The organism is Pontibacter sp. T17, assembly GCF_057219875.1.
In genome coordinates this window covers 1,160,496-1,185,632 of sequence record NZ_JBXVVW010000002.1, presented here as the reverse complement: position 1 = coordinate 1,185,632, position 25,137 = coordinate 1,160,496, and the positions used below count along the sequence as shown (strand labels likewise).

Below are 25,137 nucleotides of genomic sequence, written 5' to 3'. Positions count from 1 at the left end.
CACCTCTTCCCATTCCGAACAGAGTAGTTAAGCCGCCCTGCGCCGATGATACTGGGATAACACCTGGGAAAGTAGGTCGTCGCCATCTTTAAAGCCCCTCGCGTAATCGAGGGGCTTTTTGTTTTTGTGCGCCGCTACTTTCACCACTTGTTCGACTGTTGTTCAGGTGGCACTGTGTCAGCGTGTGTCGTAGGTGCCTATCTTCGGATATGGCGAAGTCCCCAAGGGAAATGGAGCTGGCAATTATTGCCAATCTCAAAGTGAAGTCGGGTCGCGATCTGGCCGAGTGGAAGGCCTGGCTGGCTGCCGCCGCTCCCAGCGACAAAAGAGCTGCCATTGCGCTGTTGAAAGCTGAAGGCCTGGGCACGATCCAAGCCAATGTGGTATCGGCGCATCATTTCCAGCCAGAAGAGGAGGCTTTCAGTGAGTACCAGCATCCGGAGAAGCTTGTAGCAGCTCTTTTTGCGCCATTCGATGCTGCCCAGCGCACAGCGTACGAGCAACTGCGGGCTACGGTCCTGGCGCAGCATCCTCATTGGAAGTCAGATCCCTGTAAAACCTACGTGCCTTTTTCGTGGAAGCGGCAGTTCATGGTAGTGAAGCCCAGCAAGGAAGGGCTACTTATCGGCTTGACGCTGCCGCTGGACACGCCCTTTGAGGCCGGGCTGATGCCTCCCCGCAAATCGGGTTGGACAGACCGCGTTACGCATCAATTGGTGCTAACAGGCCCTGACGGTCTTACTCCCCAGCTGTATCACTGGATAGAGAAGGCCGGGCAGGCAGCTGCACCAGGTACGCGCCCCATCAAGGGGTGAGCCGCTGTGTCAGTTGGGCAACCTCTTTTGTAGCAGTTTCGTTGAGTCGCCGGCCTTCGACCATCAGTTGCTCATGGTCTGTCTCAATGGAGGCCCGTTCATCAGCACTGACTTCCAGTGGTATTTCCGTACTCTCCATGCCTTTCAGCAGTTCGCGGCAGCGAGCCAGCAGCCGGTTGTGTCGCGCGATGATATCAGCCTGTTGCTCTTGGGCTTTGCTGATGCGTTGCAGCAGATTGTAGCCAGCTGTGTCGGAGGGTATCCCGGCCTGCGGAGCCAGGTAGGCGCGTGAGGCTGTATCAATTGTATGATAGGCTGCTTCCAGTTCTTCCTGTCCCAGCCACAGTTGTTTCTCCAGCGTTTTAATCTCGGCGATTTCGCGGCGGGTAGGGTTGCAGGCAGCCAGTAGTGCTGTCATCACAAACAGGAACAGAAGGCCCTTTTTCATACTGGAGCAAGCTATTCATTTATGCGTTTGGTAGCTTCGTGGCGATGACGGTAAAGCTGGAACCCACTTGGCTGGCGCGGCTGGAAGGCGAATTCGGCCAGCCCTATTTTCAACAGCTGGCAGCGTTTCTCAAAGCCGAGAAAGCCGCGGGCAAGACTTTCTACCCACCGGGTGGTCAGATTTTCCGTGCTTTCGACTGCACGCCATTCGACAAAGTAAAGGTGGTGATACTGGGGCAGGACCCCTATCACGGAGCGGGGCAGGCGCACGGGCTGTGCTTTTCGGTGCAACGTGGGGTGAAGCCACCGCCATCGCTTGTGAACATCTACCAAGAGATTGAGAGCGACCTGGGCCTGAAGATGCCACGCAGCCACGGCGACCTTACCCACTGGGCCGAACAGGGCGTGCTCCTGCTCAACGCGACCCTGACCGTGGAAGCCGGGCTGCCGGGTTCGCACCAGAAGAAGGGCTGGGAGCAGTTTACCGATGCGGTTATCCGGCGGCTGAACGACGAGCGCGAGGGCCTGGTGTTTCTACTGTGGGGGCGTTATGCCCAGCAGAAAGGTCAGGTAATCGATGGGCATCGACACCGTGTGTTGATGGCCGCGCATCCCTCGCCTTTTTCGGCGCACAGCGGCTTCCTGGGCTGTCGCCACTTTTCGCAGGCCAACGACTGGCTGGCGCAGCATGGTCAAGCCCCGATTGATTGGCAATTGCCTACCTGACCCTGTTACTTCCTCAACGAAAAAGGCCAGTCTGCGCGACTGGCCTTTTTCTATTTATGGGTCTGCCGATTACTTGGCACCCAGTTTCTTGAGGGCCTCGCGGGCTACATCGTTGCTGGGGTACAGGGCCAGCGACTTGCGGTAGTTGAGGATGGCCTGTTCTACCTGGTTGTCGGCGGCGTAGGCTTCGGCCAGGCTGTCGTAGGTGTTGAACGAGCGGGGATAGAACTCCACGTTGACACGGAAGATGGCGATGGCGTCCTTCACTTTGCCGGCGGCCAGCAGTTCATGGCCAAACACGTTCAGTTCCGACTCGCGGAAGTCGTAGTTGGTTTTACCTTCGGCCTTGGCTTTGCCATAGACTTCCATGGCGCCGTCAATGCCCTTCTTGCGGTAAGCCTGGGCCATTAGCAGCGCGATGGGCCGCTTTGGCGCTACAGGCTGGCGCTCTTCGATGATATCGTGCAGGCCCTCGGCGAGATCGAAGATGGCTTCCGACTCAGTGTGGTTGAGGATAATGATGGCCGTTTGTGCAGTGAGATAGCGGCGATAGATGCCACGGTAGCCGTTCTCTTCGCCGTCGAGGCTGGCTACGTGCTCGGGGCCGTTCATCGCCAGCGACCAGCCGAAACCGTAGTTGGCGACGGCGCCGCTGTTGAGGCGGGCATTGCGATAGGCGAGCTCCAGCGTGGTGGCCTTCACCAGCTTGTTACCAGCCAGGGCTGCTTCCCAGGCAGCGAGGTCGTTGGCACTGGCAAAGAGGTTGTTGCCGCCGACGATTTCAGCCGTGAACTCGTCCTGACGCACCACGGGCGTGGTGATCATTTTCATGCGGACAGAGAACGCGCGACCCTGAATGGTGGGCGTAGCAAACTTGTTGTATACCACGGCAGTCTTCATACCAGCTTTATCAAACACAAGTGCCTTGAGGGCAGTGTGAAAGGGCTGGCCGTATACACGCTCGACAACCGATGCCAGCAGGGCATAGTCGCTGGAGCTGTACTGAATGCGCTCGCCGGGGCGGAACTGTGCAGGGAACTTGATGCGCTTGAGCAGGGCAATGAGATCCTTGTTGGTGGCAGTTTTGGTGCGGTCCCAGTTGATGGCGAGGGGTGTTTCGTAGCCGGGGATGCCGGAGCTGTGGGTGAGCAGGTGTCGGAGGGTGACGCCAGGATAGGCGGCCAGTTCGGGCAGATAGGTGGTGAGCTCGTCATCGAGCTTGAGTTTGCCCTGCTCGCTGAGCATGAGGATGGCCATGCTGGTGAACTGCTCGGAGAGTTCGCCGAGGTTGAAGAGCGTGGCTGTGGTAACGGGCGTGTTGGTGGCGAAATCGGCCATGCCGACGCCAGCGCTGAACACCACTTTGCCTTTTTCAACGACTACCACAGCACCGTGGAAGTTCTGCTCCTCGTTCATCTGCTTCACCCAGCTTTCCATCTGCTGGGGTTGGGTGGATTGGGCCAGCAAGTTGTTGGCTGCCAAGGGCAGTGCAACAGCCACGGCCATGGCCTGCGCCAGGAAGCGCGCGGCAATGGTACGGCGGAAACTGTTCATAGGTAGGGGAAGATTTACGCGCAAATCTAGTGTTCTTACGCAAACCCCCTGCCAAAGTGCTGGGTTCCGTGACAGATGTTGAAAGACAGTTCTGAAATTGGCCCCAGCAGGGAAGTCAGGCCGTGCAACCTTGTAGTCCGTGATGTCTCTTTGCAACATGCCACCTCAAAAAAGCCGCCAGACTGCATGGTCTGGTCTGTTTCTGTTAATTCTTCTGTTGGTTTCGTTGAGTTCTGCTGCCTGGGCACAGGTTTCGGTGCAGGGTACCGTCACCGGCCCTGACGGCGAACCGATTCCCTACGCAACCGTATCTATTGTAGGGACGACACAGGGCACGGTGGCCGACATCAATGGCGCCTACAGCCTGTCGTTGCCCCAGGAAGGCAGCTACCGCCTGCAGGTGCGATCGCTGGGCTTCAAGACCTTCTTTCTGGACCTTGACGTGAAGGGCAAAGCGGTGAAGCAGGATTTCCAGCTGGAAGGCGAAGAACTGATCCTGGCAGACCAGTTCATCACGGCCGATGGACGTGACCCCGCCTATGGCATCATGCGCGAGGCCATTCGCCGCCGCCGCCAGAACGACCAGGCCGTCAAGACCTACAGCGCCAATGTATATACCAAGGTGGTGGGTACTGACCTGAAGGCCAAGAAGATTGAGTTTCTGTCGGAGACCTTCTCCACCCTTTACGTAGACAAGCCCGACAAGCGCAAGGAAGTAATCCACAACTCGCGCGTGAGCGGTGACAGCCGGGAATTCAGCGCCATTGGCGGCCTGATGTTCAACATCAACCCGTACAAGAGCCTCATCAGCTTTCCACAGGTGTTTGTGCGCGAGTTCGTAGCCCCACTGGCCGACAACGCTTTCTTCTTCTACGAGTTCAAGCTGCTGGGCACCCAGATGGAAAAGGGCGCCAAGGTGTACAAGATTGAAGTGATTCCGCGCCGCCCCGCCGACCCTGTTTTTGCCGGGGTGATCTACATCGTGGACGGTTCTTATGCCATCAAGGGCTTTGACCTGCGCGTGGTGAAAGACCAGCCGATTCGCTACTTCGATACCCTGCGCATCAAGCAGGATTACCTGCCAGTGCGCGACTCGCTGTGGGTGCTGTTCCGAAACGAGGTGTCGGCACGGCTGAAGATGAACGTTCTGATCAAGAAGTTTGACGTGTCGGGCGTGATGATGAACGTATACAGCAACTACAACATCACGAGCCCGTCGGCCACGGGTGCCAAGCCGGCAGCGCCCGTTGCCGTGGCCCAGGCTCCTGCCAAAAAGAAGACCCCGAAAGCACCAAAGAAGCAGCCCGAACCCACCCCCGCCCAGAAGGCCGCACAGGCGGCCCAGGACTCGGCGCGGGCCGAGCGCGATGACATGGGGATGGCCAGTCTGGGAGGCGCGGCCAGCAGCGGTGCCGACGGCGATTTCTACAACGAGGTGCTGCGCGTAGACAAGAAAGTGACGGCCAACAACCGCAACGTGGCCTTCTGGGACTCGCTGCGCCCAGCCGCACTAACCACTGCCGAGCAGCAGAACTTCCTGAAAGGCGACAGCGCCGAGCGCCGCCGCAACAGCCCCGAATACATAGACTCTGTGAACCGGGCCCGCAACAAGTTCAAGCCGATGGATCTGATGCAGGGGTACACCTGGACAAACATCCAGAACAAGAACATACTGCGTTTTTCGTCGCCCCTGACGGCCTTGCAGTTCAACACGATGGAGGGCTGGAACGTGTCGATGAACGTGTTCAAGACCTACAACCTGAACCCCGGCGAGGACACCACTACTGCCGACGCCAAGGGGCGGCGCATCTCTATCAACAGCGACCTGCGCTATGGCTTCTCGAACAAGCGTTTCAGCTGGCGTGTACAGACGGCCTATCGGCTGAACCGCAGCAACTCGGAGGTGATACAGCTGGAGTTGATGGATCACCCCCAGGAGTTCAGCCCGGCCTTTATGCAGATAACGCCCACGCTGAACACAATGTACTCGCTCATCGGTGAGCAGAACTACCTGAAGATGTATCAGCAGGCAGGGGGCCGGCTGCAATATCAGCGCCGCCTGAACCGCAACAACATTGGCGTGGTCTCGGTATTTGGCTATCGCTACAGCCCGCTGCCCAATACTACCAACTACGTGGCCTACCCGAAGGAGAACCGCGAGTACACGCCGAACATCATCCAGCCACAGGCTTACACCGCTGGGGTGCAGCTGATCTACAACCTGCGGTTTGGCAGCAAGTACATTACCCTGCCCACGGGTCGCTTCTACATCAACAACCCGTTGCTGCCCAGTATCGGCTTCGAGTATACCGCTGCCCAAAACTGGACCGACGACCGCAGCCTGAACACCACCTACCACAAGCTGGTGGCCCGGGTGAATGGCGCGCTGGACTTCAAACTGGTGGGCGACTTCCAGTATCTGGTGCGGGGCGGCTATCTGCTGCGCAATGGCGAAGTGCTGCTGCAGAACCAGTTTCATGCCCGCGCCAACCAGACGGTTTACCGGCCGGACGAACTGGCCCGTTTTGGCGCAATGGACTACTACACCTATGCCTCGCAGGACCGCTACGCCGAACTGCATGTAGAGCACAACTTTCGGGGCTTCTGGCTGAACAAGCTGCCCCTGCTGCGCAAGCTGAAGTTTCATGAAGTGGTGGGCCTGCACACCATGGCCATGCCCGGCCTGGCCACCCATACCGAACTGCTGGTGGGCATCACGAACATCCGCGTTCTGCGGCTGGACCTCTTCCGGGTAAACTACCACTACAACGTGACGGGCCTGCGGGCGGGCCAGTCGGCGGTGACGTTTACCTTCGGCATCAACCTGTAAACACAACAGGCCCGCGCCAGAAAAGCAGAACGCCCCGGTGATGAGCCGGGGCGTTGCTGTTATAGAGTATACGCTGCCTGTGTGTGTCAGGGGGGCTGGTCAGGCAGTGGGCTGCTGGGGCTGCTCCTGGGCTGGGGCAGCAGGCGGAACGCTGTCGGGGCTGGTGGGCACCGGCTGTGGGTCCGCGGCCAGTGCGAACAGGCGTTTCTGGAAAATGAGAATGGCCACAATGCCTACCGAAATGGCGGCATCGGCAATGTTGAAGATGGCGAAGTCGAAGACGGTGTAGGTGCCGCCCCAGAAGGGAAAGCCATCGGGCAGAATGCCCTCCCAGAAGTGGAAGTAGAACATGTCTACTACCCGGCCGTGGAAGAGGCCGCCCTCGTAGTCGTTCATGGCGGCGAACCAGCTGCCGTAGAAGACGCGGTCGATGATGTTGCCGACGGCGCCGCCGAGAATCAGGGCTACCAGAACAGGCAATGCACCCTTGGCGTGGCGAAGGCTGTAGAGGTAATAGACAATAAACCCCACCAGCCCCAGCGAGAAGAGCGTAAGCAGCAGCTTGCCGGTTTCGTCGCCCATACCGAAGAGGGTGGTGAAGGTGAGGCCAAACGCCGCGCCCTTGTTCTCGGTGAAATGGAGGCGGAAGAATGAGCCCAACAGGGGCACCTCTTCGCCCAGCTGGAAGTGAAACTTGACATACAGCTTGACGACCTGGTCGATAAGGACGATCAGCGCGGCGATGAGGCTGTAGCGTACCAGGGGTTTCAAGGTTGGGAGAAGCTAGGGTGGGTGGAGAAAAAGGAAGCGGCCGGTAGGGTTTCTGCCGGCCGCTGGTGTAAGTATCAGAGCGGCTTATTCGCCGTCGCGGCTGTAGACGGGGGCAGGCTGGGGGGCGCTCCCCTGCTGCAGCTTGGCTTCGATGCTGGTTTCAGTGTGGGGCACCAGGCGCAGGCGCTCTTTGGAAATGAGCTTGCCGGTGACCTTGCAACGGCCATAGGTGCCGTTTTCGATGCGGACCATGGCGCGCTCGAGCGAGTCGATGAACTTACCGGTGCGGCCCATGAGCATCTCGGTCTGCTCGCGGTCAGACATCTCGCTGCCAAACTCGGTGAAGTTGTAGCCGTCGGCAGTGGTTTCGGCACTGCTGCGCAGGCTTTCCTGCAGGCTCTTGTACTCCTCGCGGCTTTCGGCCAGCTTGGTCTGGATGATGATGCGGAACTCCTCCAGCTCTTCTTTGGAGTAGTGGGTTTTTTCCTCAGGTTCGGTGATGGTCTTGGCCTTGGCGGGCACAGGCTTCTGCAGGCTCTTGGCGGGCGCTGGCTTGGCTGGCTTGGGCGTAATGACGTGCTTCTCCACCTTCTTGGGGGCGGCGGGCGTCAGGCTGCTGACCTTGGCGGCTGCTTTGGGTGCAGGTTTCGCGGCAGGCTTGGCAGCGGTTTTCGCGGCTGGTTTTGCGGCAGCCTTCGCAGCAGGCTTCGCAGCAGGCTTGGCAGCCGCTTTTGCAGCGGGCTTTGCCGGTGCGGCTTTTGCGGCAGGCTTGGCAGCGGTTTTCGCAGCAGCTTTAGCCGCGGGCTTGGCAGTGGGTTTCGCGGCAGGCTTTGCAGTGGTTTTGACAGCAGCTTTGGCAGCAGGCTTGGTCTCTTTCACGGGCTTGGCAGCAGCTTTTGCGGCGGGCTTGGCAGCCGGTTTCGCAGCAGCTTTCGCTGGGGCGGCCTTGGCAGCAGGCTTCGCGGCCGTTTTGGCAGCGGGCTTGGCAGCAGCTTTTGCAGCGGGTTTGGCAGCCGTCTTCGCAGCAGGCTTGGCCGCAGATTTTGCAGGAGCCGCTTTGGCCGCGGGTTTAGCAGCTGCCTTGGGAGCAGCTTTCGCCGGTGCTTTCGCCTTGGCAGGTGCAGAAGTTTTCTTGGCCATCGGGAGGATTTAGAGAGTGTGGATGCGTGCCATAGCTGTGTCGCCGTCGATTTCGATACTATGGCCGTCGGCCAGGGTATCTACCATCAGCAGGTCTTCAGCCAAAATTTCGCCGCAAATATAGGACTTGAACACTGTCAATGCGTTATGCCAAGCCGCGGGGGCGGCAAGTTCTACGCGGATGCGGTCTGTGACCTCCAGGCCAGTGTCCTTGCGGAGGTTCTGGAGGCGGTTTACGAGTTCTCGGGCGATGCCTTCCTGCACAAGTTCTTCTGTGAGGGTGACGTCGAGCGCGACGGTCTGGGCGCCGTTGGAGGCTACTGCCCAGCCGGGGATGTCTTCGGTGCGGATGTCGACCTCGGCCAGGGTGAGGGGCAGGGGCTGGCCTTCGAGGCTGAGGGTGACGGTGCCGCCCTGCTCGATGGTGGCAATCTGCTCGGGCGTGAGGGCCTCAATGGCGGCTGCACCCGCCTTCATGCGGGCCCCCAGCTGCGCACCCAGTACCTTGAAGTTGGCCTTCACGGTTTTGCGGATGACGGTGCTGTCGGGCGCCAGGTACTCGATTTCCTTGACGTTGATTTCGCTCTTGACGAGGGCCTCGACGAGGTGGTACTGCTGGACGTCGGCGCCTGCCTTGAGGGCTACCATGAGCTTGCCGAGGGGACGGCGCACGTTAATCTTCACGCGCTTGCGGATACCGTGGGCCAGGGAGCAGATGTCCTGGGCGGCCTTCATGCGGGCCTCGAGGGCGGTGTCCATCCAGGCGGCGTCGGGAGCGGGCAGCAGGGTGAGGTGCACGCTGGGCTGGCTGTAAAGGGCGTGGCCGCTGGTGCGGGCGCACTCAGTGAGGTTGCGGAAGAGCCAGTCGGCAAAGAAGGGCGCGATGGGCGACATCAGCTGAGCCAGCGTAGTGAGCACCTGGTGCAGGGTTTCGTAGGCGGCCTGCTTGTCGGTGGTGAGCTCGCCTTTCCAGAAACGGCGGCGGCAGAGGCGCACATACCAGTTGGACAGCTCCTCGACGGTGAAGTCCTGGATGAGGCGCGCGGCGCGGGTTGGCTCATAGTCGGCGTATGCGGCGTCTACGTCCTTGAGCAGGGTGTTGAGGCGGGAGAGGATCCAGCGGTCCAGCTCGGCGCGGTCAGCGCGGGGCACGGTGGTGGCACCGGGCTTCCAGCCGTCGATGTTGGCGTAGAGCGCGAAGAACTGGTAGGTGTTGTAGAGGGTGCCGAAGAACTTCCGCTGGGTCTCGGCCAGGTGGTCGAGGTTGAACTTGAGGTTCTCCCAGGGGTTGGCGTTCTCGATCATGTACCAGCGGGTGGGGTCGGCGCCGTACTTGTCGAGGGTCTCGATGGGGTCTACGGCGTTGCCCAGGCGCTTGGACATCTTGTTGCCGTTCTTGTCGAGCACGAGGCCGTTGGACACTACCGTCTTGAAGGCGACGGAGTTGTGTGTCATGGAGGCGATGGCGTGCAGGGTGAAGAACCAGCCGCGGGTCTGGTCTACGCCCTCGGCGATGAAGTCGGCGGGGAAAGCGGCCTGGAAGGTGTCGTGCTGCTCGAAGGGGTAGTGCCACTGGGCGTAGGGCATGGCACCGGAGTCGAACCAGACGTCGATGAGGTCCAGTTCGCGGCGCATGGGGTTGCCCTTGCTGTCGGCCAGCACCCATTCGTCAATGAAGGGGCGGTGGAGGTCCATAGCGGCTTCATTCCACGCGGGATTGCTGATGCCGGCCGCGCGGGCTTTCTCTACTTCGGCTTTCAGATCGGCTACCGAACCGATGCACTTGGTTTCGGTCTTGTCCTCGTTGCGCCAGATGGGCAGGGGAATGCCCCAGTAGCGGCTGCGCGAGAGGTTCCAGTCTTCGAGGTTCTCGAGCCAGCCCTTGAAGCGGCCGGTGCCGGTGGCGGCGGGCTTCCAGGTGATGGTTTCGTTGAGCTCCACCATGCGCTGCTTGATGTCGGCGCGGCTGGTGCGGATGAACCACGAGTCGAGCGGGTAGTACAGGACAGGCTTGTCGGTGCGCCAGCAGTGGGGGTAGTTGTGCTCGTACTTTTCCTTCTTGAAGAGCAGGCCCTTGCTGCGGAGCCACTGGCAGAGGTCCTCGTCGAGGTCTTTGAAATTGGCGTCGTCGGTGTAGTTCTTGACGTAGCGGCCGGCAAACTCGCCCATCTCAGCTACGTATTTGCCCTGCTTGTCTACGATAGGGGCGATTTCGCCGTTCTCGTCGCGCACTACGATGCTGGCAATGCCTGCCTGCTTGGCAGCACGGGCGTCGTCGGCACCAAAGGTGGGCGAACAGTGTACCACGCCAGTACCGTCTTCGGTGGTTACAAAGTCGCCGGGAATGACGCGGAAGGCGTCGAGGCGGCCGCCTTCGAGATCGGGCTGGATGAAGGAGAAGAGGGGGGCGTAGTGCAGGCCCACCAGCTCCTTGCCGGTGTGTTCGCTGACGAGGCGCCAGGGGATGTGCTTGTCGCCCTGCTGGTAGGCGTCAAAGTCCAGCTCGGCGCTTTCGGCGGGGAAGTAGGCGTTGAGGCGGTCTTTGGCCACCAGCACGCGGATGCGCTGGCCGGAGTACTGGTTGTAGCTCTCGACCTTGGCATAGGTGATTTTCTCGCCTACGACGAGGGCCGAGTTGGCGGGCAGCGTCCAGGGCGTGGTGGTCCAGGCGAGGATGAAGTCGTTCTGGTGGGGGCCCTCGGTGGTGACGCGGAACATGGCCACGGCGCTGGTGTCCTTCACGGGCTTGTAGCAGCCGGGCATGTTGAGCTCGTGGCTGCTGAGCCCCGTACCAGCGGCAGGCGAATAGGGCTGGATGGTGTAGCCCTTGTAGAGCAGCTCCTTCTTGTAGAGGTCAGAAAGGAGGTACCAGACCGACTCGATGTAGTCGTTCTCGAAGGTGATGTAGGGGTTCTCGAGGTCTACCCAATAGCCCATGCGGCGGGTCACTTCGTCCCACTCGCTCTTGAAGCGCATCACGGTTTCGCGGCACTTGCGGTTGTACTCCTCCACGGAGATTTTGGTGCCGATGTCCTTCTTGGTGATACCCAGCTCTTTTTCCACTTGCAGCTCGATGGGCAGGCCGTGGGTGTCCCAGCCGCCTTTGCGCTTCACCTGGCGGCCCTTGAGGGTCTGGTAGCGGCAGAAGAGGTCTTTGATGGCGCGGGCCATCACGTGGTGAATGCCGGGCTTGCCATTGGCCGAGGGAGGCCCTTCGTAGAAAGTGAAGGGCGTGTTGCCCTCGCGGGTTTCGATGCTGCGCTCGAAAATTCGCTCACGTTCCCAGAAAGCCCTGATTTCGCGGTCAATGGCCGGGAAATCGAGCGATGAAAACTGCGGGTAGAGGGTTTGTGCGGCGGTTTCGGGCGCTTGATTCATACGTTCGGAAAGTCAGGCTTTCGAAAAACAGGGTGCAAAGTTCCGAAGAAAGCCTGAGAGTACGAACGTTTTAAGCAGACAGAAGGTGCTACTTCAACTGGCAGAAGGTGAGGAGATAGCCGTCGGGGTCGCGGAGGGCGAACTCGGTGCCGTAGGGCTTATCGTTGAGGGCAATGGCAATGGCTACGCCCTTGGCCTGCAATTCCTTGAACAGGGCGTTGACATCGGCTACGGTGAGGAAGAGTCCGCCGGTGAGTGCGGGCTTCTGGCCCTTGGTTTCGGGCATGTCTTCGACCAGGGTGTCCATATGGCCCATCATCAGGGTTACGCCATCGCGGATGCACATGGCCCAGATGAGGTTGCCTTCCACCTCTACGGAATCGAGCTGGGTGAAGCCCAGCTTGTCGGTGTAGAACTGGAGGCTGCGGCGGACGTCGGCCACGCCGAGGTTGGGAGAAAGACCGGTGAGCATTGGACTGGAAGTGGGTTTGGGGGTGGACTGCGCTGCCAGTGCCAGCGGCGCCAGCAACAGCAGCAGAAGGGTGGACAGACGCATGGAGATGTTCAGTTGCGAAGCAGCAAACTACGGAACTGGTGCAAGAGATGGTAGCGGCTGGGGCTAGCCGAGCAGATTCGGCAGCGGTAGATACGTCTGAAAACGGGCACCGTCGGTGAAGGTGGCAGTGGCGCCACTGCCGACATACTGTTGCAGCCCCTGCACTGCATTCTGAAGCCCGGTGCCCGGGGCGCCTGCCCAGCCCAGCGCCCGGAAGAACGCCCACAGAAAGGGGTTTCTGGGGTAGAACATACAGGCCGCTGGGTTCAGTGGCCCCAGCTGGTGGGGGCTGGCGGGGTTGTGAGTCTCCAACCGGTCGGTGTACAGAAGCAGTTGGGAGGGCGTTGAGCTGCTGTAGTCCCGGTGAATGAGCAGGTTGGTTACTACTTCATGAAACGCCAGTTCGCGCAGGCTGTGCGGGAGATGGGCTTCTGGGGAAAGGCGCTCGGGCAGGTGCCTGGCAATGAAGGCCATGAGTTGCCCGTATGCGTCGAGGAGGTTGCCGTAGATAACCTCGTGGCCATCGTCGTGGCTGGGTGTCTGGAGGCGGGTAACTGCTTCCAGACGGTAGTGTGGCAGCAGGCTGTACAGTACATCTGCCGGGGCAAACAGCAGGGCGGCTGCAAGAGTGTAGCCTTCATTGCCCGTGGCAAGTTCGCGGTGTCGCAAGCCCGCAGCCTGCAACAGCTGACGGTTGTCCAGCGCCAGCCAGGGATGCTCGGGCCGGTGACTGTGGATGAGGGTTCGGGCTTTCTGAAACAGCCTGGGGTCGAAATCGCCAAAGCGCAGACCGGGGATCAGGCGGCTTTCGCTGAAGCGGGCCTGCTTGTGGGCCTCCAGCGCCGCAATGGCATGGAGGTCGTGCAGGTGCAGGTCGGCCTCGCCCACACGGTCGAAGATGTTTCCGGCATGGTCGTGTACCTGGCTGCTGCTGGGCACCCGGATGTGCAGCAGCAGGTGGCCGTGTACCTCTACAGGAGTGGGTTCCAGGGCGAAGGGTGGGTTGAGTATGCTGGCGTCGCAGGAAAGGGCCAGAAACTCCTGGCACATGGCTTCGGCTTTCCGGCGCTCTACGCCCAGAATGGCGCCATCGTCGCGTATGCCCAGCAGAATGTCGCCGCCGTTGCGGTTGAGCATGGCACAGACGGTGTCGAAGAGGTTGTGGGGCAGGGCCATGCGGGCTTCCTTGAACTCCACACGAAGGCCTTCACCCTGCGCCAGTATCTGGCTGACAACCGCTTCGGTCATAGGTCTGCCAACAGAAATGGGAGACGGATCAGCCCTTGTGCACCAGTGCTACAGCATAGGCGCAGATGCCTTCTTCGCGGCCCACAAAGCCCATTTTCTCGTTGGTGGTGGCTTTGATGGACACCTGGTTGGGCTGCACGCCCTCCATTACCGTGCAGATGGCCTCCTGCATGCGGCTTACATGCGGATTGATTTTGGGGGCTTCGGCCACGACGGTGGCGTCGAGGTTGCCCAGCACATAGCCCTCGGTGCGGATGAGCTGATAGGTGTGGCGCAGGAGCTCCAGCGAGGAAATGCCGCGGTAACGCTCGTCGGTGTTGGGGAAGTGGTGGCCTATGTCGCGGAGGGCAAGTGCACCCAGCAGGGCATCGCAGATGGCATGCAGCAGGACATCGGCATCGGAATGGCCATCCAGGCCCTTGTGATGGGGAATGTGTACGCCGCCGAGCCAGCACTCGCGGCCCTCGGCAAAAGCGTGTACGTCGTAACCGAAACCTACGCGGAACATGGTAAATGAGGGGTTGTGTGGGCTCAAAGGTACGGGGCAACGCCGCCCAAAGACGATGAAGGCGTAAGTTTGCGGCGCAGTGCGTCGTTCGCCTGCCCCTTGCTGTGATTGCCATCCTTCGTTTCCGTCTGCTGACCGCCCTGTGCCTGCTGCCTGTAGCCAGTCTGTGGGGCCAACCGCAGCAGTCGACGCCACCCCCGCCAGCTCCGGCCCAGGCTCCGGCCCAGATACTGCCCATGCAGCCCCAGGCCCAGACGCCTGTGCAGGCGTTACCCCCGGCTGGCCGCACTACGACCAGCACCGATGACGGCCTGCGTTTTCAGCGTGGGGATGGCCAGGAAAAGCTGGTGGACATTCTGCTGCTCAGCCAGCCGTGGAAGGACAGTACGGGCCACGAATACCGGCCGCCTTTTCTGGTACAGAACCAGCAATCGTTGGACATTTCCACCAGCATTCTGTTGCAGGAAACGCCGGCCAAACCACTCTATCTCTTTTTCGAAGGGCTGGCCTGGGAAGCGGAAATCTATTTTGACCAGGCTCTGCTGACTATCTCAAGCCAGCCATTTACACCCCTTCAGATACCCATTCCCGCTCAGCTGGCCACAAAGGGTTGGCACAGCCTGCGTGTGGTGCTGCGTCGGCCAACGGGCCTGCCGTCGTTTTCCCTGATGCCGCGCATGGGGCTGGGTATTCACCGCCCGGCTTTCGTGCTGGCAGCCACCGATTCTGCTTACCGCGTACAGGCCCGCCCCACCCACATCGCCAGGACAGATACAGCTGCTGTATTGGCCCCCTACGACGACTCGCTGGGCTATCTGATTCCACAGGGCCGCCTCGATTTCTATCTCTTCCTGATGAAGAAGCAGGGGCTGCGAACGGTTTATTTCCCTTACACACCCACGCGGGCCATGGAGCAGCAGGTGGCAGCCGCAGGCTTCGCCATCGTGGATTCCCTGCCGCCGGTTGTGGCATATATCAATGGTTACCCGACGGCAGACGGCATTGAGCGCCCCTTCTGGTTGGGTGCCGATGGCCTGAAGACAGCCAACTGGGGCCAGTATTTCCCGTCTGACTACCAGCCGATTCAGCCGTTCGACAACATACAGGCGCTGCTGCTGCTGCTGTTGCCCCTGCTGCTGATGGTGGCCTGGAAGCTTACCGATGCCAGTTCGTTCGGCATGCTCTTCAGCCTGTCGGCATTGTTTTCGCTGGGCGAGCGCAAGGTTCTGGACATGATTCGGCAGCAGCAGCTCCTGCGTGGGCAGGCACTGCTGTGGACAACGCTGCTGCTGGTGTCGCTGATGTCGGCACTGCTGGTGTTTTCAGTGCAGTTTGTTACACGTTTCGGCCTGTATGCACAAGCTCCGGGCGCACCCACGCTGACCCATGCCTATCACAGTCTGCTGGTGGAAGGAGCGGCCACGCTGTCCATGTGGGGCATTACCCTGCTGGTCATTACGGCGGTGACAATTGGCAAGCTGGTGTTGCTTTCGGTGCTGGCGGGTATATACGGGTTGAAGGGATTTGTTCCCCGCCTGCTGGCCCTGGATGTGTATGCGGCCATGCCCCTGCTGGCTGTGGTGGCGGCTGTGGGCTTCGGTGTGAACCTGTCAGAGATTGAAGCGCCTGCAACAGTGGCGATGGTATGCTTCTGGCTGTTCGTTGTCTATCTGCTGCGGCGATACGTGATTCTGGTGCGGGGCCTGCTGGATGCGCTGGAACTGCCACTGGTCGCTGCCATTTTGTATATTTGCGTGCTCGAACTGCTGCCGATTCTGTGGTTTGCTGCTTCCTGATAAGTAGTTAGCCCGTTCCGGTGGCTCTTTCGAAGTGACACCAGCTGCGCTGTCAGTACAAACAACTTCCGCTGCATACGCCACAACTTACATGGCTGCCAAAGTCAAGACCATCCTGGTGACGCACGCGCAACCGGCCGACGAGAACTCACCCTATCATCAGCTGGCCACTGCGTTCAACGTGAAAGTGGATTTTGCGGACTTCATTACTGTAGAGGGCATTCCGACGCCGGAGTTCCGAAAGCAGAACATCAATCCGCTGGACTACACTGGCATCATCTTCACCAGCAAGGTGTCTGTAGACCACTTCTTCCGCATCTGCAAAGACCTGCGGATTGAAATGCCTGCCGAGGCCAAATACTTCTGCATGTCCGACGCCACGGCCAAGTACCTGCAGAAGTACATCACCATTCGCAAACGCAAGCTCTTTGTGGGCGAGCGAACAACGGCCGATCTGCTGGCCATCATCAAGAAGCACGGCAGCGAAAAGTTTCTGTTCCCCGCTGGCGACAATGCTGGTAAAGACCTGATTGACCAGATGACCAAGCTGGGCTATCAGGTGAAGGAAGCCCGGGTATACCAGACGGAGTTTCTGGATATCAAGGACATACCGCTGGCACAGTACGATATGCTGTGTTTCTTCTCACCGCTGAGTATCTCAGCCCTGCAACACAACTTCCCAAAGTTCAAACAGGACAAAAAGCTGGTGGCTGTGTTTGGCAAGGCAACTGCCAAAGCTGCTGAAGAAGCAGGCTTACGCATTGATATTGAGGCTCCCAAGCCCGACGTTCCTTCGATGACCATGGCCATCGAACACTATCTGAGGGGCTGAGCAAAACTTTGGCTGAAACCCGGAAGGGCTTTGGTTGGTTTGCTTTAGTTGTATATTAGCCACTCTGGGTAGCATTCCTACCCCATATGCGCAGGCCACCCACGATGAGCCGGATTTTTTTTCGCTCCACCCTTCTGTTTCTGTTGGCAATAATCGGCCACGGCAGGCTGCATGCGCAGCAGGATCCACTCTGGAGCCTGTACATGTTTAACCGCGTGGTGGCAAATCCGGCTTTTGCAGGCCATCATGACGCTACCAACTTCACCTTCTCGGGCCGTTCTCAGTGGGTGGGCATAGACGGTCATCCTCAGTCGTTTGCACTGGCTTACAGCCGGCCGGTACCCAAGCTGAAAGGTGCTATCGGTGCCTATGCCGTCGGCGATGTGGCCGGCCCGTTTGCCAGCACTGAGTTCAAGGTTGCCTATGCATATCGCATTCCCATGGGGCGCGATGGACGGCAGTCGCTCCAGATAGGGCTCAGCGGCGGTTTTCTTTACAAAAGTGTGGACGGAACCAACTGGCGCCCACCGGATAACCCCAACGACCCGGCACTCATCAACGCCGTTGCAAGCCAGATTGTAGGTGACCTGGGCTTTGGCATTGCCTGGTATGCCCCGGAAGACCGCTTCTTTGTCGGTTTGAGCGCCAATCACCTGTTGGAGCCGCAGTTTACCAGGCTGACCAACAACATTGGCCAGAGCCAGCAGAACACGCTGGGCCGAACCTTCCAACTGACTGGCGGTTACCGCATTGACCTCTCACGCAACGTGCAGCTGATGCCTTCTACCAGCATCCGTCTGGTGGGGAGCCAGTGGCAGGCCGAGGTCAACGCCAATCTTTACGCCTCCCCGATGGTCTTTGGACTGGGGTATCGGCATCAGGACGCCGCGATTGCCTTGATAGGCTTTCAGGCGAGTTCGAAACTTTTTGTAGCTTACGCCTACGATTACACACTGTCGCAGCTGGGAGCTGCATCGAATGGGTCGCACGAGATCGTTGTCTCGTACACTCTTCCGAAGTTTATCCGCTTTGCACCGCAGAACCTGTCTCCTTTCGACAACCGAAGGAGGCTGGGGCGCTAAAAAGCTGATGCTTATGGACTTTGCATTTTCTAGTGGCAGGGTTGTAAATCGTTTGGATTTCTCTATTTTTGTCGCAGCAAGAAATACTGCCAACCTCATTTACTGACGATATCCTCGTATGAAAAATCTTGCGCTGCTCTGTGTCCTCGCTGCAGCACTGCTTTCTGGTTGTGGCCTCCTCGGAGGCGGCAAAGGCGGCGAGCTGACTGGTAGTAAGGAAAAGCGCCCCAAATGGGATGATCCGATGCCCTACGGAATGGTATTCATTCCAGCCGGCAGCTTCCACATGGGCCAGAATGACCAGGACGTGAACTATTCGCAGATCGCCCAGAACCGCCAGATCACCATCAGCGCGTTCTACATGGACGACGGCGAAATCACAAACGACGAGTATCGCCAGTTCATCGAGGCATCTGTTGATGCCAGTGGTGCTGTTGGTCCGGACGCGTTCCTGGATTCCATCAAGCCTTTCATGAAGAAGTACTACGATTATGACATCGTAGAGCCCACCTACCGCAAGCTAATCTACCCTGACACGCTCGCCTGGGTGCGCGACTTCACCTACACCTACAACGAACCGCTCGTAGAGAACTACTTCTGGCACCCTGCCTTTGACGACTACCCCGTGGTAGGCATCAACTGGAATGCTGCTCAGGTATTTTGCTACTGGCGCTACATGTACTACAACAAGGAGCGTGACGAGAAGGGCCTTAGCCGCCTGCCCCGTTTCCGTCTTCCCTCTGAAGCTGAATGGGAGTATGCTGCCCGTGGCGGTTACGAGCACAAGCTCTATCCGTGGGAAGGTCTTTATCTTCGTAACGCTAAAGGCTGTTTCCTCGCCAACTTCAAAGTGCAGCGTGGCGACTATATAGGCGACAACTATAGCTACACCGCTCCCACCAAGGCTTACTATCCCAACGACTACGGTCTGTACGACATGTCGGGTAACGTAGCTGAATGGTGCGAAGATGACTTCGAAGAAACTTCTTACACCTACACGCTGGACATCAACCCCGTGTACCGTGACCTGAAGAAGCAGAATAAGCGGCGTGCTATCCGCGGCGGCAGCTGGAAAGATATTGGTTACTTCCTTTCGGTTGGGACTCGTACCTATGAGTACGCCGACACCACCAAGTCGTTCATCGGTTTCCGTTGCGTAGTATCTGTGATTGGCCGCAAAGGCGCAGCCTCACTCTAATTACGCGCTCTGCACACTCTCTAAATTCGACTACCCTAACACTTCCTAGCAATGGCATCCAACAAGAACAAAGGTCTGCTTCAGTCTCGCGGCTGGAAAAAGGGCGTCGCGATGCTCTACGGTATCGGTGCTGCCGTAGTTATCATCGGTGCGCTTTTCAAAATTCTTCACTTCCCCGGTGCTGACGAAATGCTGATCGTCGGTCTGGGCACGGAGGCGGTTATCTTCTTCGTGTCTGCATTCGAACCCCTGCCTGAAGACGAGCGTCATTACAGCTGGCACAAGGTATTCCCCCAGCTTGCCGAGGACGTAGAGGATGAGGAAGTAGATCTGGATGTCAATATGCTCGAAGGCGGTGCTACCATGGGTGGCGGTATGTCTTCTGCTGTAATGGCTGGTGGTATTGGCAAGACCAACGCTGCCCTGCAGGATGCCGAACTTGGCAAGCTTTTCGAAACTCTTGCTGACTCTATCCACGGTCTCAAGGTCAACGTAACTAACCTGGCTGATATCTCCGACGCTACCGTTGCTACCAACGAGTTCAGCGAGAAGCTTCGCCAGGCAAGCGGCAAAATCGACTCCCTGAATAAGGGTTATGCCGTGACTGTAGATGCCATGAACCAGTTTGGTGGCTCTATCAACGAAGTAAAAAACTACCAGGCACAGATCACCAACGTTACCAAGAACCTGGAGTCGCTGAACGCAGTGTATGCGCTTGAGCTGGAAGACGCTCAGAAGCACCTGGGTGCAGTGAACAAGTTCTACGGTGGCATGGCATCGGCTATGCAGAACCTGGTGGATACCTCGAAGGAAACTGAAAACCTCCGCAACGAAGTTGTGGCTATGAGCAAGAACATGCACGCCCTGAACAGCATCTACGGCGGTATGCTCAACGCTATGGCTGCTGCCGGTAACAACCGCTAAGCGCCCCGCGCCATTTCGCTAACCTTAATCACAACGCAGTATGGCAGGTGGTAAGCTAACACCGCGTCAGAAGATGATCAACATGATGTATCTCGTGTTGACAGCCCTTCTCGCGCTCAACGTTTCGGCAGATATTCTCAAGAGTTTTGAATTGATCTCCGGCTCGCTGCACAGCTCTGCTGACAAGCTGGCTGAAAAGAACCGCAACCTTGGTGGCGACATCAAGGCCTCGGTTGACAAGGAGGTGAAGACAGGTAACTCCAAGAACGCCAGTATTCCTGCGCAGGTAGATGAGGTAATCAAGCGTACCAACGATCTGATTGCTTACATCGACGAGCGCATCAAGGACCTCGGCAAGCCTGAGATTGCTGACACCGATCCTGAGACCGGTGGCATCAAGAACAAGGATAATACAGAAAAGAACTATCGTTACTGGATGATCGGTGCTGCTGACGGCGCCCGTGATACAGACAACGGTGGCCGGGGCAGTGGCTACGCCCGTGACTTGAAGGACAAGCTCCGCGAGTACATCGACTGGGCCAATAAGTTCTACGAGACCAATAACAAGGGCCAGAAGGCTCTCCTCGGTAAGGGTTTCACGCACATCGCGCTGGATCCTGCTGAAGATCCTTCCATTCCGGCCAACTCGAATGCCAAGAACAAGACCTGGGAGTACTACATCTTCCACAAGCCTCCGGTTGTTGCCAACGTGGCCATGCTGGAGAAGTTCAAGAACGACATTCGTGTAGTCGAAGCTGAAGTACTTGGGATGCTCCGCAGCAAGCTGGGAGAAATCGAGTTTAAGATCGACTCGCTGGTTGCTATGGATGCTCCGGTATCACAGGTAGTAGCTGCTGGTCTTCCTTTCGAAACCAAGCTGTTTGTTACTGCCTCTTCGAAGCAGGCTAAGCCCCGCTTCCTCGCAGGTGGTGGCTCTATCTCGGTTGCTCCCGATGGTCAATCGGCTATCCTGAAAATCATGGCCAGTGGTGCTGTGATTCCTAAGGGCAAATACGAAGGTGAGCAGTCGTACAGCGCTACTATTGAAGTACCGAACTCTTCTGGTGAGATCAAGAAACTGACCATCAACAAGAAGTTCAAGGTTCGCAAGCCTGAGATTGTGATTACTTCTGATGCAGTTCAGATTCTTTATCTGGCCTGTGCCAACCCTGTAAACATTGACGTTCCTGCTCTTGGCGACTACTACAATCCCAAGATCGGCATCAATGCAGGTGAAGTAATTCCCACGCCTTCTAACCGTAAGTCTTTCCGCATCGTACCTACTGATCCTCGTGGCGCACGCCTGATGGTGTCGTCCCTGACGAACGGTCAATTGGTGCAGGTAGGCACGGTTGATTACAAGGTTATTCCTCCGCCGAAACCTACTGTAGTACTGTATGTTAACGGCGCTCAGTGGGATGGTGCATCTCCTATTGCCCGTGGCTCCTCGATTGAAGTTCGTTGTATCCCTGATGCCAACTTCTTCCGTGCCATGGATAAGGATGCCCGCTACCAGATTGTAGGTATGGTGATCAAGGCTGGTTCGCCGCTGTCGCCTCCCTCTCCTGTTGGCCCTGCCCAGACTTCTGGACCGTACCGTGGCATTTACGCCAGTGTACAGGTTAAGGTACCTGGCAACATCCCGGTTGGTAACAAGATCTATTTCCAGATTGAGAAGATCAACCGTATCAACTACAAGAACACACCGGTTGAAGAGAAGTTTACGGTTCGCGAACTCACTCTGTCAGCTATTGTCAAGTAACCTGCTACCATGAAGAAGCTTCTTTTCATATTGACTCTGACTGTGGGTGTTGCTTCTATGGCGGCAGCCCAGCAGATCTCTCCTCGCATCGACGATCACTTCTGGCGCAAGCGCGTTGTAGTGCGCATCGATACCCGTGAGAAGATCAATCAGCCTTTTGTGGCTGTTACTGGTAAATCTTACGAAGCCAGCGAAGGCCGCTTTGGCACTCGTACCAAGGGTATCATTGATGCTATTGTCGAAGGGTTTCGTTCGAATAAGTTTGTTGCATACAAGTACGATACGCTGAACCAGCCTCTTGACTATGCTGCATTCGCCGCACGTCTGGCCAAGCTCAACGGTACTGGTGCAGCGGTAGAGACTCCTGCTGCTGGCGGAGAAGGTACTGGCGCTGAAGGTGGCGAAGACCTTGGTGACTTCGGTGACTTTGGTGGCGGTGAAGACGATTTCGGTGGCGACTTCGGTGGCGACGAGTTCGGTTCTGAAGCCGACGCTGGTGCTGCCACTGGTGACGCAGCTGCTACCGCTGCTGCCCAGGTAGATCTCTCGCCCGTACAAACTGCTTTTGAGCTCGTGGAAGACCGCGTGTTCGATAAAGTCCGCTCTGATATGGTGTACGAGATCAAGTACATCCGTCTGATGTGGATTGATCCAGAAGGCAAGCTGCCCTCTGAGTATCTCTGCGCCTTCAAGTTCAGTGATATCAAAGAGATGCTCGATCAAACCCAGTGGAAGAACCGTTTCAATGATGCGGAACACCGCTCAATGAAGGAAATTCTCGATATGCGCCTCTTCAGCGGCTTCGTAGTGGAGCTGTCTGATGCTGGCTCCAACAGCCTCGCAGAAGCTGAAACCCGTCGTCAACAGATGATCGAGTTTGAGCACCACCTGTGGAGCTACTGATTTACGCCCTGCTAGGAAACGAAAAGAGCTACTGGTAACGGTAGCTCTTTTCATTTATATGCTGAAGAACTTCTCTTTCTCAGGGGAACATTAGTTTGAATATGTATGAGCCGCACTGCTGGCAAATGGTGTCAAAGCAAAACGGCCAGTGGAATTTCCACCGGCCGTTTTCTACTGTCTGTTTGCTAATGCGGTTTCTTATGCCTGAAAGGCATGAGGTGCCTGGGCCTTGTTAGGGTTCGGGTTGATCTTGTCACTTTCTACAAGGCCGTCACGGAGGCGTACTACCCGGTTGGCATAGTTGGCAATATCTTCTTCGTGCGTTACCAGGATGATGGTGTTGCCCCGCTTGTGCAGCTCGTCGAACAGGGCCATGATCTCGTAGGAGGTCTTGGTGTCCAGGTTACCGGTAGGTTCGTCGGCGAGGATGATGGACGGATCGTTGATGAGGGCACGGGCAACGGCAACACGTTGGCGCTGGCCACCGGAAAGCTCATTCGGCTTGTGGTCCATTCGGTGCCCGAGACCTACGCTTTCCAGCGCCCGGGCTGCTTTTTCCATGCGGTCTTTCTTGGAATAGCCAGCATAAATGAGCGGTAGCGCTACATTCTCATGCGCTGTGAGGCGTGGCAGCAGGTTAAAGGTCTGGAAGACGAAGCCGATTTCCTTGTTGCGTACGTGTGCCAGTTCGGCGTCGTCCATCTTGGAGACGTTGGTACCGTTGAGAACGTACTGACCACTGGAAGGTGAATCCAGACAGCCGAGGATGTTCATCAGCGTGGATTTACCAGAGCCCGAGGGGCCCATGAAGGCCACGTATTCATTACGGGCAATAGAGAGGGAGACGTCCTGGAGGGCTCGGATGATTTCGCTGCCCATCTTGTAGGCTTTGGCGATATTCTCCAGCTGTATGATGGTTTGGGCCATGAGATGCCGTGTGTTTAGAGCAAAGAGAGGAAATGGCGTTTCAGGGTTGCACGCGCAGACACTGTAAAATACGGAACAGACTACGGATCTGTATTTTCATTAAGGTTTGTTAACCCTAGGCGCGCCAGTAGCAGCTTTTGCTGGGGCCGGAGGGGCTTTCTTTTTCTTCTTAGGGGGTTTGGGGTCCCTATCCGGCTCTGGTAACAGGAAGCGATAGGGCCGTTCATCTCCGCGCCATTTGAAGCCCTTCAGCTTGTTGGGTTCATTGTAGATTTCGTGCAAGGGGTGCATGGCCCCTTCGATTTTGTCTATCAGTTTGATGCGCTGTGGATCGTTGTTTTCGAGCCACATCAGAAACTCGCGGCTGTAGGAGTGGATCATGCCCGTCTCCTTATCATCATCGTCTTTGCTGAAGTAGATGAATTCTGCGTTGCCCAGCACCCTGAGCCAGGTGAGCTGGTTGTTGCGCATTTTGCCGAACAGCTGGCGCCCCGTGATCTGGTTGAAATCGCGGTCGTTGACTTTGCTTGCGATGAATGGCGCGCCGTAAACGCTGACCGAGTCTGCCTGTTTGTTGCGCATCCAGAAGCGGATGGTGTCGCCAGTAATCTGGTTCACGCCCGACCACAACACTGGGTTTTGGTACAGTGTGAGGATGGAATCCATGCGCTCGTATTCCATGGAGTCGGCTACGCCCTGCATTTCGCGCATGGCGAAGCGGACGTTTTTATAGGCACGCAGGCGGCGGTTGCCATTGGCACTGTCATCGATGGCATAGAGGGTGTCGGCGTAAAGGGCCAGCGTGTCACCTTGGAAGCGCTGCACCAACACGGGGTCCTGGGTGATGCGGGTTTCGTTGACGTCGCGGCGAATCAACGCTCTGTCGCCGAAGATGGCGATAGTAGTGTCGCGGTTGTAGAGATATACGCCGCAGGAGGCCCATCCGCGGTCAATGGCGTCGTCGTAGTACAGGGTATCGGCGCCGAGGGTGTAGCTGGAGTCGCGGTAGGCGGGATGATTGAACAACAGGCTGCGGCGCTCGACGGTTTGGTACCAACCGCCCTCGGTGTAGAGGTCGCGCTTCTTTTTGCCCTGTCCCTGAATCCAGGTGGGTGCCTGAAAGTAGGCTGTCCGGGTGTCGGTGTGGTAGTCGAGGGTGTCGGTGACGAGGGTATAGTCGGGGCTCACCTGCTTGACCTTCAGCTTGAAGCTGGCGCGGCGTAGGTCGGAGAAGTAGTAACCGACGATACTCGTGAGGGTAGAGGTGGGGTCCACCAGTGTGCCGCCGCCCTGGTAGAAGCCGAAGTTGAGCGCCCGGTAATAGGTCATCCTGTTGGTGCGCAGGGTAGTCTGCTCGTCGGCGAGGGTGATGTTGTTGTAGACTTCGGCGATGCGGGTGTTGCCATCGTAGTCAATACGGTCGGCGGTGAGAACGGCCGTACTGTTGGCACCGGGCATGATAAGCTTGACGCGGGAGAAGAAGACGACCTGGTTGGTGGCCTCGTACTGGTAGGCGCTGTCGCAGAACATGAGAGTGCTGTCCTGCTTCATGCGCACCTGGCTTTCGGCGTCGCGCAGGAGCTTACGGGCCTTTTGGCCATCGGGGGTCGTGAAGCCTTCCAGCACCCCGGCATAGAGAATCTGCACCTGCTGCCCCTGTGCCCAGGCGGGCAGCGCGGGCAGGCAGAAAAGAGCCAGCAAGAGCCAACGCATGAGGCAAAGGTACACAGCCAGGGAATG

General features: G+C 57.9%; 20 protein-coding genes and 1 rRNA gene. 11 read left to right on the top strand and 10 right to left on the bottom strand.

Annotated features, from left to right (window positions below):
• Positions 1-88, top strand: a 5S ribosomal RNA gene (gene rrf, locus AC2D8O_RS13220); the annotation flags it as partial.
• A 121-nt stretch (positions 89-209) separates the two neighbouring features.
• On the top strand, positions 210-815 hold the full coding sequence (locus AC2D8O_RS13215; RefSeq protein WP_484679307.1) for a DUF5655 domain-containing protein: 606 nt from the start codon (positions 210-212) through the stop codon (positions 813-815).
• Here the strand turns inward: AC2D8O_RS13215 and AC2D8O_RS13210 are convergent.
• Positions 805-1,263: a hypothetical protein gene (locus AC2D8O_RS13210; RefSeq protein ID WP_484679306.1), complete on the bottom strand. Its 459-nt coding sequence runs from the start codon at positions 1,261-1,263 to the stop codon at positions 805-807. The two genes, AC2D8O_RS13215 and AC2D8O_RS13210, sit on opposite strands and share 11 nt — an antisense overlap.
• Before the next feature lie 44 nt (positions 1,264-1,307).
• Between AC2D8O_RS13210 and ung the strand changes: the two genes are divergently transcribed.
• A complete protein-coding gene (gene ung, locus AC2D8O_RS13205) occupies positions 1,308-1,988 on the top strand; it encodes a uracil-DNA glycosylase (RefSeq protein WP_484679305.1) in 681 nt (226 codons plus the stop codon).
• Positions 1,989-2,057: 69 nt separating this feature from the next.
• Here ung and AC2D8O_RS13200 read toward each other — a convergent pair whose 3' ends face one another.
• Positions 2,058-3,542: a serine hydrolase domain-containing protein gene (locus tag AC2D8O_RS13200; RefSeq protein WP_484679304.1), complete on the bottom strand. Its 1,485-nt coding sequence runs from the start codon at positions 3,540-3,542 to the stop codon at positions 2,058-2,060.
• Between the two features lie 157 nt (positions 3,543-3,699).
• Here AC2D8O_RS13200 and AC2D8O_RS13195 point away from each other — a divergent pair, with 157 nt between their 5' ends.
• On the top strand, positions 3,700-6,372 hold the full coding sequence (locus tag AC2D8O_RS13195; RefSeq protein ID WP_484679303.1) for a DUF5686 and carboxypeptidase regulatory-like domain-containing protein: 2,673 nt from the start codon (positions 3,700-3,702) through the stop codon (positions 6,370-6,372).
• 99 nt (positions 6,373-6,471) lie between these two features.
• Here AC2D8O_RS13195 and AC2D8O_RS13190 read toward each other — a convergent pair whose 3' ends face one another.
• The 6 genes from AC2D8O_RS13190 to ispF form a co-directional block, all read right to left on the bottom strand.
• A complete protein-coding gene (locus AC2D8O_RS13190) occupies positions 6,472-7,143 on the bottom strand; it encodes a signal peptidase II (protein WP_484679302.1) in 672 nt (223 codons plus the stop codon).
• An 84-nt stretch (positions 7,144-7,227) separates the two neighbouring features.
• Positions 7,228-7,644 carry a TraR/DksA family transcriptional regulator gene (locus tag AC2D8O_RS13185; protein WP_484679316.1) on the bottom strand — a complete coding sequence of 139 codons (417 nt, stop codon included), beginning with the start codon at positions 7,642-7,644 and terminating at the stop codon, positions 7,228-7,230.
• A gap of 648 nt (positions 7,645-8,292) precedes the next feature.
• Complete coding sequence (gene ileS / locus AC2D8O_RS13180) at positions 8,293-11,661, bottom strand: isoleucine--tRNA ligase (RefSeq protein ID WP_484679301.1); 3,369 nt, start codon at positions 11,659-11,661, stop codon at positions 8,293-8,295.
• Positions 11,662-11,749: 88 nt separating this feature from the next.
• Positions 11,750-12,217, bottom strand: coding sequence for a VOC family protein (locus AC2D8O_RS13175; RefSeq protein ID WP_484679300.1), 468 nt, complete (start codon positions 12,215-12,217; stop codon positions 11,750-11,752).
• 63 nt (positions 12,218-12,280) lie between these two features.
• Entirely contained in the window at positions 12,281-13,465 is a 1,185-nt protein-coding gene (locus AC2D8O_RS13170; protein ID WP_484679299.1) for an AlbA family DNA-binding domain-containing protein, read from the bottom strand.
• Positions 13,466-13,493: 28 nt separating this feature from the next.
• Positions 13,494-13,973: a 2-C-methyl-D-erythritol 2,4-cyclodiphosphate synthase gene (gene ispF, locus AC2D8O_RS13165; RefSeq protein ID WP_484679298.1), complete on the bottom strand. Its 480-nt coding sequence runs from the start codon at positions 13,971-13,973 to the stop codon at positions 13,494-13,496.
• A 104-nt stretch (positions 13,974-14,077) separates the two neighbouring features.
• On the opposite strand from ispF, the gene AC2D8O_RS13160 reads away from it, so the two are divergent.
• The 7 genes from AC2D8O_RS13160 to AC2D8O_RS13130 all read left to right on the top strand — a co-directional run bounded on the left by AC2D8O_RS13160 (position 14,078) and on the right by AC2D8O_RS13130 (position 22,470).
• Complete coding sequence (locus AC2D8O_RS13160; protein WP_484679297.1) at positions 14,078-15,769, top strand: DUF4271 domain-containing protein; 1,692 nt, start codon at positions 14,078-14,080, stop codon at positions 15,767-15,769.
• Positions 15,770-15,860: 91 nt separating this feature from the next.
• Positions 15,861-16,601, top strand: coding sequence for a uroporphyrinogen-III synthase (locus tag AC2D8O_RS13155; RefSeq protein WP_484679296.1), 741 nt, complete (start codon positions 15,861-15,863; stop codon positions 16,599-16,601).
• 86 nt (positions 16,602-16,687) lie between these two features.
• Complete coding sequence (locus AC2D8O_RS13150; RefSeq protein WP_484679295.1) at positions 16,688-17,683, top strand: PorP/SprF family type IX secretion system membrane protein; 996 nt, start codon at positions 16,688-16,690, stop codon at positions 17,681-17,683.
• Between the two features lie 118 nt (positions 17,684-17,801).
• A complete protein-coding gene (gene porK / locus AC2D8O_RS13145) occupies positions 17,802-18,881 on the top strand; it encodes a T9SS ring complex lipoprotein PorK/GldK (protein WP_484679294.1) in 1,080 nt (359 codons plus the stop codon).
• A 51-nt stretch (positions 18,882-18,932) separates the two neighbouring features.
• Positions 18,933-19,805 (top strand): type IX secretion system motor protein PorL/GldL, encoded by an 873-nt coding sequence (porL, locus tag AC2D8O_RS13140; RefSeq protein ID WP_484679293.1) that lies wholly within the window; start codon positions 18,933-18,935, stop codon positions 19,803-19,805.
• Between the two features lie 40 nt (positions 19,806-19,845).
• Positions 19,846-21,567 carry a type IX secretion system motor protein PorM/GldM gene (gene porM, locus AC2D8O_RS13135; protein WP_484679292.1) on the top strand — a complete coding sequence of 574 codons (1,722 nt, stop codon included), beginning with the start codon at positions 19,846-19,848 and terminating at the stop codon, positions 21,565-21,567.
• Between the two features lie 9 nt (positions 21,568-21,576).
• On the top strand, positions 21,577-22,470 hold the full coding sequence (locus tag AC2D8O_RS13130; RefSeq protein WP_484679291.1) for a hypothetical protein: 894 nt from the start codon (positions 21,577-21,579) through the stop codon (positions 22,468-22,470).
• A gap of 198 nt (positions 22,471-22,668) precedes the next feature.
• Here the strand turns inward: AC2D8O_RS13130 and AC2D8O_RS13125 are convergent, their stop codons facing one another.
• Together AC2D8O_RS13125 and AC2D8O_RS13120 are read right to left on the bottom strand one after the other, a co-directional pair.
• Entirely contained in the window at positions 22,669-23,397 is a 729-nt protein-coding gene (locus AC2D8O_RS13125; RefSeq protein WP_484679290.1) for an ABC transporter ATP-binding protein, read from the bottom strand.
• Positions 23,398-23,496: 99 nt separating this feature from the next.
• A complete protein-coding gene (locus AC2D8O_RS13120) occupies positions 23,497-25,110 on the bottom strand; it encodes an OstA-like protein (RefSeq protein WP_484679289.1) in 1,614 nt (537 codons plus the stop codon).
• Between the last annotated feature and the right edge of the window lie 27 nt (positions 25,111-25,137).